The organism is Paraburkholderia sp. UCT31 (assembly GCF_014397655.1).
Lineage (GTDB): Bacteria > Pseudomonadota > Gammaproteobacteria > Burkholderiales > Burkholderiaceae > Paraburkholderia > Paraburkholderia tuberum.
Window position 1 is genome coordinate 12,865 of record NZ_VZQP01000025.1, and the last position, 16,650, is coordinate 29,514.

Here is a 16,650-nt window from a genome sequence, read left to right on the forward strand (position 1 = left end):
GACGTGGCGTTCTTGCCGCTCACTCGCGATCGAGCCACGCGTCGAGCCCGACCCGAAACGCAACGCCCGCGATGACCGGCACCGTCAGCATCAGGATGATGCCGAAGTTCGGGATCTCGTCGCCGTACATGATCGGGTTGTACAGCACGACGCCCGACACGATCGTGAACATCACGACGCCAATGGCGACCATCAGGAGATTGCGCACGGACATGGACAGCGTCTTGCGCTTCGGCTTGTCCGTCGTGTCGTGAGCGCCGGGTGCTTCGTCGTGTTGGGCAGGCATGATGGTTCTCGTGGCAAAAAATGCGGCATCGGAAGCGGGTGCGGAGGGCACCGCGCCCGGCATCATACCCGCACCCGCGCGGCTGATGCAGATCGGGGCCGCGCCGTTGCGGTACTCATCCTTACCAACAATATATGCCATTCCAGGCCGCGATTTCAGGCGTCGGCAGTCGACCCCGCCGGAGGCGCCGAATCCGCGCGAGACGCCGATGCAAGCGCGCAACCGCTCAGGCCGAGCTCGTCGAGAATCGCGCTCATCAAGCCCGTGCGGCGCCATTGCAGCCACCTGATGTAGCACGTCTGCGACGGCGGAAACGTGCCGGGCAGCCGATGCCATTTCTCGTTGCGCGTGACGACCCACAGAATCGCGTCCAGGATCTCGCGCGGAGGACGCGCGGGCCGGCCCAGACGTTTCTTCGGGTCCTGCTTGAACAGATGACTGATGCGCGCCCAGGCGTCATCGGAAAGAGGAAGATCTAGCATGCCGCGAACACCTGACTGACCGGTTTATGTCGATCTTACGGTTTGGGCGGTTCCTTCTAATTCCGGATTTACGCGGGGTTTGGCCCGCTGAACCGCGGATTGCTTCGCGTCCGATGACGCTAGCGTTGCTTTCCTGACCTTCATCTGCGACGCGCCGGGGATTACCGCGACCACGTTGAAGGAGCTGACGCTGATCTCTTCGGCCCTAGGACGCCGCTTCGGTGTGGTCGAGCCATTGCGCGAACTCGCGTCGCAACTGCGCGATATCGAGCGGCTTGCCGAGTAGCCGTGCACCCGGAATCGCCGCCCCGATCTCCGCGCTGCGACCGTAGCCCGACACCAGCAGCACGCGTATCTCCGGCTGCACGCGCCGCACCGCGCGCGCGAGTTCGTGGCCGGACATGCCGGGCAGCGTGAGGTCGGTCAACAGCACGTCGTAGCGCTGCGTGTTCGCGAGCGGCAACGCTGCTTCCGCGCTCGCGACCGCGGTGCAGGCGAGGCCTAACGCGCCGAGCAGTTCGCCGAGCGCCTCGCGCGATTCGGTGTCGTCCTCGACGAACAGCACGCGCGCGGCTTCGTGGGCCGCACGCGGCTGGATCGGCTTGTGCGGCTTTTTCTTCGGCTCTTTGTTCGACGCTTTCCGCGGGCCCTTCGCAGTGGCGCACGGGTTGGCGCTTTCGTACGCGGCGGGCGGCACGCATGCGGCGATACGCGCTTCGCGCATCCCGGCCGCGTGGTCCGCGCGCGCGGCGCCCGCGCGTAGAACGTTACGCACCAGACGGGCAAGATCGTCGCGCCGGTACGGCTTCGACAGCAGCGTGATACCGGCGTCGAGCTTGCCGTGGTGGACGATTTCGTCGCGCGTATAGCCCGACGTGAACAGCGTAGGCAGCGGCGGCGTGCGCGCGGCCGCGCGTTGCGCGAGCTCGACGCTCTTCAGCTTGCCGGGTATCACGACGTCGGTGAACAGCAGATCGATCGGCACGTCGCTGTCGATGAATTCGAGCGCCGCGTCGCCGTTCGACGCGGTCAGCACCTTGTAGCCGAGTTGCGCGAGCATTTCGACCGCGGTCAGCCGCACGTCGGCATCGTCCTCGACGACGAGTATCGTTTCGCCGCCCCCGACCGATGCCGCGGTGCCATCGACGGTCTCCGGCGTCTCCGCCTCGCAGCAGCGCGGAAAGAACAGCGACACCGTGGTGCCGTATCCCACTTCGCTTTCTATCGACACATGCCCGCCGCTTTGCCGCGCGAAGCCGAACACCATGGACAGGCCAAGGCCGGTGCCGTGGCCGTCGGGTTTGGTCGTGAAGAACGGCTCGAACACGCGTTGCAGCACTTCGGGCGGCATGCCCGAGCCGGTGTCGGCAACCGAGAACTCCACGTATTCGCCGGGCGACAACTCCGGCTTGCCGCGGCAGAACGCGGCGTCGAGCGTGCGGTTGGTCGCGCGCACGGTCAGCACGCCGTCGGCGCGCATCGCGTCGCGCGCATTGATCGCGAGATTGAGCAGCGCGTTTTCGAGCTGGTTGCGGTCGACCTGCACGTTCCACAGATCGTCGCTGAGCACCGTGTCGATCCGCACCGTTTCGCCGAGCGCGCGATGCAGCATCTCGCTCATGCCGGTCAGCAGGCGGCGCGGATTCAGCACGGTCGGCGACAGCGGCTGACGCCGCGCGAACGCGAGCAGATGCGCGGCGAGCTTCGCGCCGCGTTTGACGGCATCGGTCGCGGCGGATAGACGCCGCTGCGTGACCGGGTCGTCGTCGGCGTCGGCCGCGAGCATCTGCAGATTGCCGTTGATCACCTGCAGTACGTTGTTGAAGTCGTGCGCGACGCCGCCCGTCAGGCTGCCGATCGCTTCCATCTTCTGCGCCTGGCGCAGCTGTTCCTCGGCGAGCGCGCGCGCCGCGATCGAATCGGCGACGCGCTGCTCGAGCGTTTCGGTCAACTGAAGAAGCTGCTGTTCGGCGATCTTGCGCTCGTGAATGTCGATCAGCACGCCCGGAAAGCGCGTCGGTTCGCCGTGTTCATCGAACTGGCAGCGGCCGTTCGCCTGTACCCACATATAGCCGCCGTCAGGCCGCCGGATTCGGTACTCGGCGCGAAACGGCTCGCCGCTGCGGATCGCTTCGGCGGTCAGGCGGTCGTTGAGCGCCTGGTCGTCGGGGTGGATCATCTGCGTCACGGCTTCGCGCGCGACGCCCTTCGACGCTTTGTCGCGCGCAAACAGGAAGGTCCGCGCGAAGCGTTCGTCGCCCGTGACCTCGCCGGTGCGCACGTCGAGCACCCAGGTGCCGAGCACCGCGCCGGTGTTCAGAGCGAGCTGCAGGCGTTCGTTGGTCTCGTGCAATTCGGTTTCGGCTTGCTGGCGCATCCGCTCGGTCAGCACGCGCCCAGTGGTCTCGACGACCATCGCGAGCACACCGGCCGGCGCGCCGCTGTCGCCCGCGACCGGGCTGTAGTACAGATCCATCCACACGTCTTCCGGCTTGCCGTCGCGCAGCAGCATGAGTGCCTTGTCGCGATACGACAGCGTGCCGCCCGCGAGGCAGGTGACCATCACGTGATGGTTGAAATCGGCGACTTCGGGCCAGCCCTCTTCGACCGGACGGCCGAGCAGATACGGATGCCGCCCGCCCGCGAAGACCGCATAGGCGTCGTTGTAGATCATGTAGCCGGGCTCGCCCCACAACAGCACGAGCGGCACCGGCGAGGCGAGCATCATCTGGACCGTCGAGGTCAGACTGCGCTGCCAGTTTTCGATCGCGCCGAGGGTGGTGGCGCGCCAGTCGAATTCGCTGATGCGTCGCGCCATCTCGCCGCGCCAGCCAGCGCAGCCGCAGTCTTGTGCCGGAAAAGGCATGCAGCGCTCCACGTGAAATCACGTCGAAAATGATTGGCTCTTGACCGAAGCTTCGAGGGTTCGCGCGCGTTGCGCAGCCTCGCGAACCCCAAATATTGTAGGGCACAACGCCTTATCGTTGATGCATCGCAGACGCTATTCGGGGTTTTGCCGGGTAAGCACCCGTGTCCGAAACCGTACCAATTTGGCACCTCGTTCGATGCGCGGGCAACATTTACCGCGAGGCGCATTTGCTGCGCGGCGAAAGCGGAAGAAGCGCCCGCATTTCAGGCGTGGCTCGATACCTTCGCGTAGGGCGTGGTCGTGCCAAGGTCAGGTGCGAATCGTGCTGTCGTCCCCGATTCCTGCGCGAGCTTCGAACTTCAACGGAACGCACCGTACGAAGCCTCGACCTCACCCAACGAGTGCGTCCGTCAGTTGGACAGCGACAGATACTGCGACGTCAACGGCACCGGCGGGAACGGCTGCAAGCCGGTCTGCTTGTTGAAGCTGTAGCGCACGTACACGGCCGCGAGCCACTCGCGATATTCATAGGCATTGCCGAGCGACGCGGTCGCCCCGACCGCGAGCTGCGGCGCGAGCTGATATTCACCGACGCCGCTGATCGAATACGACACGCCGGTCTTGCTCTGACCCGGGTAGACGGCGCTCAGACCGTTGCCGAGGGATTGCGCGGCGGCGGCCGCGTCGCCTTGCCGCGTCGAGCCGTCGTTCAGCGGGAAGTAGTTCGACGCATCCTCGCGATAATGCTGCACGCCGATCGAACCCTTCACGTCATATGTAAACAGGCCCGCGCGGCCCGACCATTCGACCGGCAGATTCAGGATCACGTACTGCTGCGGACTGAAGTAGCCGCCCTGGCCATAAGTGAAGTACGACAGATTGCGGTTGTAGCCCATGATCGTCGTGTTCACGCCGACCGTCAGCGTCTGGTCGGCGTCTTTCAGCAGACGCGTGTAGACGCCGCCGCCACCCTTGATCGCGTTGTTGCTCGGCACGTTGGTGCCCATGTAGTGCTGATACGACGCGTTCACGTACAGGCCGCTCGTGCCGTCGTCCCAGCTGAGGCTGGCAAGCGCGCCGTTCGACGTGACGCCGCCCCATTCGAGGCCGGCGGCCGCATCGCGCGCGCCCGCGTACGACAGCAGGCTGTCCGTCACCGCGCGCCGCGCGACCGCGATCGAGTACGAGACCTTGTCGGTGATGCCGCCGTTGTATTGCGCGCCACCGACGATGTTGGTCTCGCGCAAGCCGATCGGCGTCACGCCGATATCGCCGCTCATGCTGCGACTGTCATAGCCGACGGACAGGCCCACACCGCTCGCGGTCTGGCTGCCGTAGTTGTTGGTGCCGTTCTGCGCCGCCGATTTCGACGACGCGGTCGAAAGCCCCGCGCCGAAGCGCGCGAGCGTCGACGTGCTGTTCGACGCGGTGCCTGCGTCGAGCGTGACCGGGGTCGCGGTCACGACCACGTGACCGTTGCCCGCCTTGATACGCCCCTGAATCGGCGCCTCGATGTCGGTGAGCGACGACAGTCCGTCCTCGCCGACTCGATTGCGGAAGATCAGGCCGCCCGACACGGTGCTCGACTGCTCGCGATTGACCTGCGCAAGCTCCTCGGCGACGCCGAGCGTCTGCGCGTTCGCGACGTTCGACTGCGGGTTGTTCTGCGCGTTGCTGCCGGGCGGGTAGTACGGTTGCGCGTAGCCGGCCGGCGGTTGCGGAATGTACGGCTGCTGCGCGTAGTAGCCCTGGTTCGGGTAAGGCTGCGGTTGATAGGGCTGTTGCGGCGGGTACGGCTGATACGGCTGCGCGTAGCCCTGCTGCTGCGGATACGGCGGCGGCTGCGCGTAGACCGGCGCGGGTTGGCTCGTTTTCGCCGTGCTCTTCTTGGCGCTCTTCTGCGTGCTCGTGCGTGTCGATCCGTACGGCAGCGCCGTCGTCGACGCGGCGTTGGCCTGCGCCTCGCGCGCGGCTGGCGACATAGGCCACGGTGTGGCCGCATAGCCGTCCTGCGCGCCGTAGGGCTGCTGCCCGTATGCCGGTTGCCCGTACGCCGGTTGCTGCGGATACGCTTGCTGCTGCGGGTAAGGCTGTGGCTGCGGATACGCTTGCTGCTGCGCATAGGGCTGCTGCTGCGCATAGCCCGCGTCGTACTGCTGCCGCGGCATCGGCTGCCCGGGCGCCTGACCTTGCCCCGGATAAGGCTGCAACGGCGCGCCCGACTGGCTCGATCCGTTGGATTCCTGTCCGTAGCCGCCGACCTCGGCGGCGGAGCGAGGCGCTCCGTACGGTGCGGCGACCGGCGCGGGCTGTGCGGCAGGCGCGTTATAAGGCGTCGCGGCGGGCGCCGTATAGGGCGCGACATACGGCGCGGGCTGAAGGGGCGGCGGATAGTTCGGCACGGTCTGCGTCGGCGAGGAAGACTGCGTATTCAGGAACGGAAGCGCGGGACGCGCGGCATTGTCGGCGTCGCCCGAAGGGACGATCGCCGTTTTGCCTTCGAATGGATTGGTGCCCGGCAGCGGCGTCGCGCCGATCTGGCTCATCGCCGCTTCCCAGCCGCGCGGCACGTTGGTGCCTGCGTTGCGGGGCGCGTTCGCCGCCAGCGGCGTATTGGCCGCGACCAGCGAGCGTTGCAGATAGGTCGACGCGAGCGACAGCTTGCCCTGGGCGCGATACATGCGCCCCACGGTCGCGAGCACGCCCGGGTCGTTGGGCGCGAGGGCGAGCGCCTGGTTCGCGAGGGTTTCGGCGTAGCTGAACTGCTTCGCGCCGGCCGCGGCCGAGATCGCCGCCTGCAGCAGATTCAGATCGTCGGGGCGGCGCTGCAGCGCGACACGGAAGCTCGTGAGCGCGTTGCGGTCGTCCCCCGCGCTCGCATACATGCGGCCGAGCGCGGCCTGCAGGTCGGGGTTGTCGGGCATCGCGGCGAGCCACGGCGCGATCACGTCGTAGGCGCTCGCGAGATCGCCGCGCAGGCGTACCGCGTCGGCTTGTCGGATGACGATGCCGAGATTCAGGTTGTTGAAGTCAGTGCGCTGCTGCGGCGTCAGTTGCATGCCTTGCAACTGGCGCATCACGGCGCCGAGCTCGGCCTGCTGGTTGGCCGCGGACAGAATGCTCGCGTATTGCAGCAGCAGATCGGTGTTGCCGGGCGCCGCGCTCATCGCGCCGCGCACGAGTGCGAGCGCGCGGGTCGGGTCGCCGGCCTGCTGGTACGCGCCGGCGATCACGCCGATCAGCTCGGGGTTGTTGCCGGCCACCGGCTCGGCGGCGCGCAACGTCGCGATGGCCTGCTGCGTCTGGCCGTTCTTCGCCATGCGCGTCGCGAGGTCGGCCTGCCGATGCACCCACAGCCGATGCTGCAACGTCGTCATCGCATCGGTGCGCTGCGCGGGCGCAATACGGTCGAGCTGCGCGAGACCGGTCGACCAGTCCTGCGTTTCCGCCGACAGCAGCGCGCTCGCGTACAGCGCATCGGTCATGTCCGGATGCGTGGCGAGCAGACCGTCCATCATGCTGCGCGCATTCGCGACCGCGCCCTGGCGCACGTAGATGCGCGCGAGGTCGAGCCGCAGCCACGGATCGTCGGGCTTGTTCAGCAGCGCGTCTTCGAACAGGCTGCGCGCGCTGCCGAGATCGCCGCGCGCTTCGGCCGCGCGCGCCTGCGCCGCCTGCGCGTCGCCGCGCAAACGGTCGATGCCGCCGACCTTCGCCTGTTGCTGCGCGTTCAGCTGATTGGCGAACTGCAGCGCCTCGTCGGCACGGCCCTGCGCGGCGAGCGCACCGACGAGACCGCGAATCGCGTCCGGGTTGTCGGCCTGGCGGCGCAGCGCCATCCGGTATGCCTGCTCGGCGCCGGCCGGGTCGCCGGTCGTGAGCAGCATTTCACCGAGCTGCACCTGGGCGGTCACGTCGGACGGATTCAGCGCGATCGCGCGCTCGAACAGTGCCTTCGCCTTCGCGAACTCGCCATTGCTGCGCGCGCCGATCGCTTCGCTCGTGTAGGTCCAGTAGGTCGCGCTGTCGAGCGCGGTTTTCCAGCGCGCCGGATTCGGTCCGCGCGAGGCACGCTCGAGGTAGTTGCGCGCCTCGGCGAAACGCTCCTGCTTCAGCGCGGCGATGCCCATGCCGCCGAGCGCGTCGGTATCGTTAGGACTGTTCGCGAGTACCGACGAGAACCTGGCGCGCGCGCTCACGAGGTCGTCGCGGTCGAGCGCGGCGAAGCCGTCGGCGATCACGCGGCCGCGCGCGTCGGCGGCGGCGTTTTCCTGCGCGCGGGCGCGCGCCGCGCTGCCCTGCTGCACCATCGATTCGAAGCGCGCCTTCACGGCGGCATCTTCGCCGGCGGTCTGGAAGTACGACTCGTACAGCGCGGCGTCCGAGGGCCGCGCGTCGAGCCACAGCAGCGCCTGGCGCCAGCTCTTTTTCGCCGCCGCACCGACCGAGGTGTCGCCGGCGAGCTTTTGCAGCCGCGCGATACCGTCGCGCCGCGTGACGTCGCGATAGGTCAGATGCTGCGCGTACGCGAGTGCGAAACGCGGGTCGTTGGGGTTGTCGTGGGCGAGCTGTTCGAGGCCGCGGCGTGCTTCGTCCCAGCCCTGCGGCGTCGCCGACAGCGCCTGGTAATACTCGAGCTGCAACTGGGGCGTGGCGGGCTTGCCGGCCAGCGCGCGCTGATACTCCTGCGCCGCGCTCGCGCTCTGACCGGCTTGCGCGAGCCGTCGCGCCTCGCTGATGGTCTGGTCGCGCGGGCTCGTTTCGCCAAGGCGGCGGCCGAGCTCATCGAGATTCGGATAATTCGGCGCGACCGCCTTCAGCCGCGCGAGGTACTGCTGCGCGCCGGCGCCGTCCTTGCGGTCGGCCAGCACCATGCCCATGCCGAACAGGGCGTCGGGCTGCTTCGGATCGATGCTGAGCACCTTCTGCCAGGCTTGCTCGGCGAGGTCGCCGCGCTGATGCGACTGCCAGTACTTGCCCTGATCGATCAGCACGGTCAGCGGATCTTTGCTCGCCTGCGCGAGCGCATCGGGCGCGGCCGCGGCCGCGCACAAGACCGCGCCGACGGACAGCGCGATATGCAGCGCGATATGCAGCGACCCGGCGAGGGCGTTCAATCGCATGCGGTCCTCCAGGCGGGCACGAGAGCGCCGGCTTCATCGAAGCGATAGCGGCCATCGATGAACCCCGTGCCGAACAGACCCAACACACGATCGTAGTACACCGGTTCACGGCCCGGAACGTTCGCGTCGAGCGCGGCGAGCCGCGTGCGCGCGAGGCCGAGTCCGTGCTCGTCGCCCAGCGTCTTGAAGTATGGCGCGAGCGCGCCCCAATAGCTGAGCGGGCCTTCGCCGCTCGCCGCGCCGCTGGTCGACGACACCTTCTCCGGCGGGAAGCCGTTCTGCGCGACCTTCGCGCGCATGCCGCCGAGCGCGCCGAGCCACGGCTTCGCGAGCGGATCGGCGGGCGAAGCGAGGCCGGCCCACAGATAGACGCGGATCGCATCGTAGCTGCCGACGTCGCCGTTCTTCGGATCGACGACGAACCGACCGTTCTGCCACGCCGCCCAGTCAGGCGCGAAGCCTTGCGGCGACACGGTTTTGACGAACTGATAAGCGTTGTCGGCGAGCTTGGCCCACGGGCCGTCCGGCACCTCGTGCGCGAGCGCGCGCAACACCGGCAGCGGCAGATAGCTCGGATTTAGACGCGTGACGTTGCCGTTCCTGAAGCCCTGCGCCCCCGGCAGCAGCATCGGCCCGAGGCCAGATAGATTCGCGACTTCGTCGCGCGCGATGCGCTCGGCGAGTGCCTGGCCCAGTTGCGTGTAGGCGGGGTTGTGCCACAGGCGGCCGGCCTGCAGCAGATCGTAGGCGATCCACAGGTCGGAATCCGATGCCGAATTCGGATCGAGCACGCCGTACGAGCCGTCCGGCTTCTTGCCCCATTGCCATGCGGGCAGCCGCAGGTTCTCGGCGTCGAACTGGTTGCCCGCGAGATTCGCGCGGGTCCAGCCGAGCAGCTTGTCGAAGGTCGCGCGGTCGTTGGCGACCAGCGCGAAAAAGAGCGCGTAGGACTGGCCTTCCGAGGTGGTCTGCTGGGCCGGCGTCGAGTAATCGATCACGCGGCCGTCGGCCTGGACGAAGCGTTGCACGAAGCTTTGCCAGGCGACCCAGTCGCCGCATGCAGCGCCGTTCTGCGCGGCCTGAGCGGCGCCGCTCAAACCCGCCAGACTGGCCGACGCCGTCATGCCGATACCGAGCGCCAGCGCAAAAGTGGTTCTTCTGTTGATCCGAAACCGCATACGAGTCATAGCCGTTCCATTAGGGTCTGTTTACATATGGAACGCACGTGCGTTGCCGCGAGAAGGGCCGCTCGCAAGGACTGCGACGCCGCGAATACTCGACGTATTCGCAAGGAGCATGACGCAGCGAGCGGCCCTTCTCGCGGCAACCCCATTGCCTGGATTTCATTTCAGGGGAATGCCCGCTATCGGCCGCATGGCGGCGTCGCGCGTCGCTCACGTGGCGCGGCCACGCAGCGCTCCTTACTCCTTGCCCTGCGGCCGATAGCGGGCATTCGCACGTGCGTTCCATATGTAAACAGACCCTAGTCCTTCAGTCGACGCGCGGCGATCGCGCGAAGGGTCCGGTAGCACAAGGCCGCGATGATCAGCGCGGCGAGCACGCCGCCGAGCAACAGCAGCAGCGGATGCGACGACAGTGCCCAGCGCAGATACTCCTGCGGCGACAGACGGCCCACGTAGTATGCGGTGCCGTTCGACGTGATGGTGACGGCGCGGCCATGGATCACAGCCATCGCGCCTTGAATCTTCGGCAGCACGTCGGCGTCGAGCAGCGCGGCGGACAGATCGGCATCCGACGGGCCGGCCGCGCTGATCAGCGCAACCGCGCTGCGGCCTCGCTGCAGCGGCGACTCGAAGCCGGTTAGCAGCGCCGCGCCGTTCGAGCTGACCATCGTCAGATCGGCACGCGCGGGCGTGCGCTCGACGCCGCGCTCGCCGTGCCACCAGTCCCGCAGCTTGAACACCAGGTCGGTGAGCTGGAACGTGTGCGCGGCGCCGTCGCTGGAGAACGGCATCGACTTCGACCAGCGCTGCAACAGCGGCTGCTTGCTAGGCGCGCCGAACACCAGCAAGTCCTTGTCGGCGAGGCGGTCGACGTCGGCCGCATGAGCGACGGTCACGCCGGAGACCGGATAGCCGGTCGATTCGCCCATCCGGCCCATCGTCAGCAGATACAGGCTGTAGTCGCTCGCGTCCGGGTCGTCCGGCAGCACGACGGCGGTCTCGGAGAGGTCCGCCATCCGCGTGAACGGAAAGCCGCTGTTGGCGAACGCGGCCAGATCGGGCAGCGCCATGTAGTGCGGGAACGACGACAGGTCGATCGTCGAGTTCGGATCGATCGCGCCGACCACGTTCTGCAGCAGGCGGCCCGCGCATTCGCCGGTGTTTGGGATGTCGTAGTAGAAGTGCAGCCGCAGCTGTGTGCGCGGCGTCATCAGCAGCGGCGGGATGCGGATGTTGCGGCGCGCGTCGGCGGTGCCGTCGGGCATGATGAGGTTGAAGTAGCGGCTCAGGTCGAACACCGACGCAGGGCGCGCCGGAATCGGCAGCGCCTGCACGAAGCCGTTGTTCACGCCGATATTCAGCGACGAGCGGTCGCGCGCCGGCCGCACCGTGTAGCGGTAGCGCAGATCGATCGGCACGCCGCGCGTGTGCCACATGAACAGATCGGGCGGCACCCGCATGTTGATGCGCACCGCGTCGGCGTCGTAGCCGAACACGGTCAGGTCTTTCGGATCGGCTAGCTCGCCGAAGCGCACCGCGCGGTCGGTCGGCAGCCAGTTCGGCGCGTCGTACGGCACGCGCGGCGTAATTTCGTTCAGCGACGTGATCGTGGCGCTCGCGCCGGACAGCGCGCTATGGCCGATCCCGAGCGACCTCGCGGCGGTCTTCAGCTCGGCCTCGTTGCGGCCGAGCACGAGCAGCAGCTTGCCGCGCGCGGTCGCGTCGCGCTCGACCACCGCGATGGTCGGCCCGGTGATCTCGGGAATCGTCACGCCGGCCGGATGCTGGTCGCTGGTCGCGAACACGACCGCGTTGCCCGACAGCGGCGCGTTGTCGAGCTGGGTGGGAAACACCGCGCCGCGGTAGCCGGCGAGCGAGCCGAACCACGACGCGACGATGCCGGCGGCTTCGAGCGTGCCGTTGCCCGGCTTCTGCGCGAGCACGAACGGCAGCTCGAGGCGGCGCAGGTCGCGGCGGTCGAAAAACGGCTGCGGCAGGGCGGCCAGCTCCGCCTTCGTCGCGAGCGACGAGTAGGTCAGGTCGAGCGAGCTCGCGTTGCTGATCGTCGCCCACAGCGACGAGTTCGCGGGGTCTTCGCAGGCCGTCGTGTAGTGGCCGATCAGCTGCAGGTTCAGGTGGTTGAAGTCGGTGATGAAGCGCGGATCGATCGTGATCTCGCGCGCGACCAGCATGCCGGCCTGCTCGTGCGGCAGCGGCAGGGTCGCCGCGACTTCGCCGTTGACCAGCACCTTCAGCTGCGACAGGTTCGCCAACAGCGCGGGCGAATAACTGTAGATCAGATGCAGCGTCGCGCCGGTCACGACCTCGTCGCCGCGCACCGAGAAGGCGATGCCGTTCTGTCCGTCGACGCCGCGCAATTGCAGCGGGTCGAGCGCGCCGAAGTCGGCGAACGTCAGCGTCTGGCGGCGGCCTCCGGGCACCAGCGTGCCGGGCTCGGCGGTGGTCGGCGTGCGCATGCCGAGCGCCTTCACCGACGCCGCCGCGAGCGCGGGCGTCGGCGTGGCGAGCTGGCCCTGGGCGATCGCGTTCGGATCGAACGGCACCGCCGCGCTCGGCGCGGGCACGTTGCCGACACCGGTCGCGACTTGCGGGGTTTGCGGCGCGCCGGCGGGTGCCGCCGCGTCCGACGCCCGTTTGGCCGCGGCGGCGGCAGGGCTGGCCGCTTCAGCGAGCGGCACGAACGACGCCAGCGCGGTCTGCAGCGCGAGCCAGCAGGCGACGCCGCGCATGATTCGCCGCGAGTGTCGCAAGCCGTGACAAGCAAACAGGCGCGATTGGGGTCCAGTGCTGTTGCGCCCGTGTGCCGGGCGTTCGATATTGTCCGTGGCCATCCGGTAGCCCATAGATCAGTCTTTCGTTTTTAGCTTCTTGACGTCCGCGGGACGGCTTTTGATCGAACTGCGCAAGTCGTCGTACAGATGTTCGAACAGCCCCGCGATGCCGCGCACGCCGACCTTCAGCACGTGCGACAGACCGCGCAGCGGTGTGTCCGTCTCGCGTCCCTCGGCCCAGCCGGTCCACGCGTCCGCGCGGGCGAAGGTGGTTTTGACGAACTCGTACTCCTGTTCGTGCGACATCGACGAAAAGCGCAGCCCCACGCGGCCCGGCTCGGTAAAACTGACGGTGGCGGGGAACGCGTACTCTTCGTCGCCGCGGAACAGCGACACGGTCACGCGCTCCTGCATCGGCACTTCGATGGTGCTGGGCAGCGCGACGCCGACGCCCCCTTCCGAGTAGTCGATCGTTTCGCACGCGAGCGTGCGGCCGGTCGAGAACTTCAGCATCACCGGCATCTTCATCGCGACGCGCGGCACCGCGCGGATCTGGCGGCGCTCGCTCGCGGCGGCCACGCTCGCGCCGAGGATCAGCATGTTGTAGCTGGTCCACGCGAGATTGAGCAGCGTGGTCTCGACGATGCTGCGCACGTGCCAGTTCATGTAGATGTGCACCAGACCGGCGAGGAAGCCGAGCAGGTTCAGCAGCAGCAGGAACAGATACGGCCGCGAGATCGACCAGTCGAAGTAGCTCTTCTCGATCACGCCGCCCTTGGCCGTCACGTTGAACTTGCCGAGCTTCGGGTTGATCAGCGCGAGCAGCGTCGGCGCGGTGATGTACGACGCCAGCACCGACTCGTACACCTCGGCCCAGAACGAATGGCGGAACAGGCGCTGCATCCGCGAGTTCGTGATGCTCGCGTGCATCATGTGCGGCAGCGCGTAGATCGCGATCGTGCTGGCCGCCGCTTCGATCACATGCGCGCCGAAGAACAGATACGACAGCGGCGCGGTCAGGAACACGAGACGCGGCACGCCGTAGAAAAAGTGCATCATCGCGTTCAGGTAACACAGCCTCTGGCCGATCTTCAGCCCCTTGCCGGTGAGCGGATTGTCGATGCGGAAGATCTGCGTCATGCCGCGCGCCCAGCGGATGCGCTGGCCGATGTGGCCCGACAGGCTTTCGGTCGCGAGGCCGGCGGCCTGCGGAATCGCCAGATACGCGGTGGTGTAGCCGAGGCGGTGCAGCTTTAGCGCGGTGTGCGCGTCCTCGGTGACGGTCTCCACCGCGATGCCACCGATCTCGTCGACCATGCTCCGGCGCAGCAGCGCGCACGAGCCGCAGAAGAACGTCGCGTTCCACAGATCGTTGCCGTCCTGCACGAGGCCGTAGAACAGCTCGCCTTCGTTCGGCACCTTGCGGAAAGTGCCGAGGTTGCGCTCGAACGGGTCGGCGGAGAAGAAGTGGTGTGGCGTTTGCAGCATCGACAGCAGCTTGTCGCGCAGGAACCAGCCGAGGCCGATCTGCAGGAACGAGCGGGTCGGGATGTGATCGCAGTCGAAGATCGCGAGGTACTCGCCGCTCGTGATCTTCAGCGCCTCGTTGATGTTGCCGGCCTTCGCGTGGCGATTGTGCGTGCGGATCGTCCAGTTCACGCCGACTTCCTCGCAGAACGCCTTGAACTCGGCGCGGCGGCCGTCGTCGAGCACGTGGATCGACATCTTGTCGGCCGGGTAGTCGAGCGCGAGCGCCGCGTAGACGGTCGGCTTCACGACGGCGAGCGGCTCGTTGTAGGTCGGGATGAACACGTCGACGGTCGGCCATTCGTCGCGATTGGCGGGCAGCGGCATTGGTTTGCGCTTGAGCGGCCACGCGGTCTGGAAGTAGCCGAGCATCAGCACGATCGTCGCGTAGAGCTCGGCGGACACGAGCAGCAGACCCCAGGTGGCGTCGAGCGGATGCTCCCAGTAGGTCGTTTCGGTCAGCCGCCAGTACATGTAGCGGCCCGACGCGACGATCGACAGCATGATCATCACCATCGTCGCGTAGCGGCCGGGCCGACGGCGAAACAGCAGCGCGAGCACGAAGCACAGGGTCGCGAAGGTCAGCTGCTGATAGAACTCGAGCGGCACCGTGAACACGAAGTACAGCATGTACAGCGCGAGCATCGTGACGAGCCCGGTGACGATGCGGCTGTTCCAGAAGCTTGCGTCGATGAAGCGTTGGAACCGCGACGGCTCGCCGCCCTCGGGCTCGCGCGAGGAGGCTGGACTGCTCATGCGACGTTCCTCGGCTGGGCGGCGATCGCGTCGAGCGCCGCCATGAGCCAGGCGGCGCATGCGCGGAAATCGGCGGCGGCCTGGCTCAGCGGATCGTAATGGATCAGCGTGGTGTCGCAGGCGAGCGCTTCGCTGACGCCTTCGTCGAGATGGATCACGCCGGGGAACACCTTGCCGGCGAGCATCTGACGCAGCACCTTCAGCACGTCCTTGGTCAACTGGCGGGATTGGTCGATCTGGTTGATCACGTAGCCGACGCCGCCGAAGTCCGCGCGCGGCGCCGCGTAGGTTTCGATCAGCCGCTCCATCTGCGGGATCGCCGCGTACGACGCGGCGTCGGCGAGCACGATGTTCAACGCGAAGGTGGCCGCGCTCAGCGCGGTTCGCACGTAGGTCGACGAGCCGGGCGGCGTATCGACGATCACGATGTCGGACGCATCGAGCCGCAGGTGCTGCAGCGACTGCGCGAGCCATTGCGGACGCTGGTCGATCTGCGCCTCGAGGCGGCGGCGGTCGTCCTCCAGCAGCGCGCCGTACGGCAGCACGGTCACGCCGTCGATACCGTCGAACATCACCGTTTGCCACGGGTTGCCCGAGAGAGTCGCGCGCGACAGGCCGTCGATGCTGTCGAGCGGCACGCCGAAGTGCAGCCGCAGGGCGTTCTGCGGATCGAGATCGAGTGCAATCACACGCCGGCCGCTGTTGGCGAGCACGGAGGCGAGATTGGCGGCGAGGGTGGTCTTGCCGACGCCCCCTTTGGCGGACACCACGGCAATGACTTTCATGAGCGACGCGGACCGTCGGTGAGCCACGAGGCGAAGCCGCCGCGCGCGGTGCCGGCGGGTGCTTGCGCGCCTTGGGCGGACGTGCCGCGCAGACGGTCGAACACCGAGTTCAGCGACGCGGCCGCGGCCGTTTGCGGCGGCGCGCTCGGGGTTTGCGCTGCAAACATCTTGCCGAGGATCGACGGCGGTTGGGCCGGTTGCGCGGGTTGGGCCGTATAGGTCGGTTGCGGCGCTGGTGGCTGTGGCATCGACGATGCCGGTGCCGTGCTCGCGCTGCCATAAGCGGGCGCGGCGGGCGCGGCGGGGCGTGTCCTGCCTGGCGCGACAGGCGCAATCGTTTGCGCGGCCGCCTCGTCGAGTTCGTCGGCCGTGCGAAAGCGTGACGCGCCGCTCGGCGCCGCGGGCTGGGCTGCGGCCACAGGTACCGGTGGAATGTCACGCCGGTGCGGGCGCGTGAACAGCGGTGCCTTCGCGCGCGTCACGGATGCCATGTCCTTCGGTGTCGTGTCCTCGTGGACGGCGGCCCGTGGCGCCACGCTTATCGGCGGCTGTGGTTTCGCGTCGCGAAGCTGGCCGATTGCCGGAATCGCCGGTTGCGTCAGATCGAGCGTCACGAGCAGCGGCCAACGAGTGCGCGCGGTGCGCGCGTCGTTCTCGCGGCCAATCTCCTGGTACGCGGTTGCGTCGCCGCCAAATTGCTCGAACAGTTTTTCGATGTCGCTCGATGAACTCATGATGCCGTCGTCTGTTACATACCGTGCATGGCCCCAAACCGACTGCTCGGGGTGCTGTTTATTTGAACTGCCTTCCCTGATTCTGCATGGCGGCTGTATCGCCGTCGCACGC

General features: G+C 67.6%; 9 protein-coding genes. All 9 read right to left on the reverse strand.

Annotated features, from left to right (window positions below; all coding sequences use genetic code 11):
* Window positions 1–19 precede the first annotated feature (19 nt).
* Window positions 20–286: a hypothetical protein gene (locus tag F6X40_RS21370; RefSeq protein WP_184036397.1), complete on the reverse strand. Its 267-nt coding sequence runs from the start codon at window positions 284–286 to the stop codon at window positions 20–22.
* Window positions 287–441: 155 nt separating this feature from the next.
* Entirely contained in the window at window positions 442–768 is a 327-nt protein-coding gene (locus F6X40_RS21375) for a transposase (protein WP_090806367.1), read from the reverse strand.
* A 205-nt stretch (window positions 769–973) separates the two neighbouring features.
* Window positions 974–3,634, reverse strand: a complete 2,661-nt coding sequence (locus F6X40_RS21380; protein ID WP_187629123.1) for a response regulator — start codon at window positions 3,632–3,634, stop codon at window positions 974–976.
* A 413-nt stretch (window positions 3,635–4,047) separates the two neighbouring features.
* Window positions 4,048–8,760, reverse strand: a complete 4,713-nt coding sequence (locus F6X40_RS21385; RefSeq protein ID WP_187629124.1) for a cellulose synthase subunit BcsC-related outer membrane protein — start codon at window positions 8,758–8,760, stop codon at window positions 4,048–4,050.
* Entirely contained in the window at window positions 8,751–9,938 is a 1,188-nt protein-coding gene (gene bcsZ / locus F6X40_RS21390; protein WP_187629189.1) for a cellulose synthase complex periplasmic endoglucanase BcsZ, read from the reverse strand. The genes F6X40_RS21385 and bcsZ overlap by 10 nt, the downstream gene beginning before the upstream one ends.
* Window positions 9,939–10,243: 305 nt before the next feature.
* Window positions 10,244–12,808, reverse strand: a complete 2,565-nt coding sequence (bcsB, locus tag F6X40_RS21395; RefSeq protein ID WP_187629125.1) for a cellulose biosynthesis cyclic di-GMP-binding regulatory protein BcsB — start codon at window positions 12,806–12,808, stop codon at window positions 10,244–10,246.
* Between the two features lie 3 nt (window positions 12,809–12,811).
* The gene (bcsA, locus tag F6X40_RS21400; protein ID WP_187629126.1) at window positions 12,812–15,019 is read right to left on the reverse strand and encodes a UDP-forming cellulose synthase catalytic subunit; all 2,208 of its coding nucleotides are present in this window, start codon (window positions 15,017–15,019) and stop codon (window positions 12,812–12,814) included.
* Complete coding sequence (gene bcsQ, locus F6X40_RS21405; protein ID WP_187629127.1) at window positions 15,016–15,804, reverse strand: cellulose biosynthesis protein BcsQ; 789 nt, start codon at window positions 15,802–15,804, stop codon at window positions 15,016–15,018. The genes bcsA and bcsQ overlap by 4 nt, the downstream gene beginning before the upstream one ends.
* Window positions 15,801–16,538: a cellulose biosynthesis protein BcsP gene (gene bcsP / locus F6X40_RS21410; RefSeq protein ID WP_187629128.1), complete on the reverse strand. Its 738-nt coding sequence runs from the start codon at window positions 16,536–16,538 to the stop codon at window positions 15,801–15,803. The genes bcsQ and bcsP overlap by 4 nt, the downstream gene beginning before the upstream one ends.
* Window positions 16,539–16,650 lie beyond the last annotated feature (112 nt).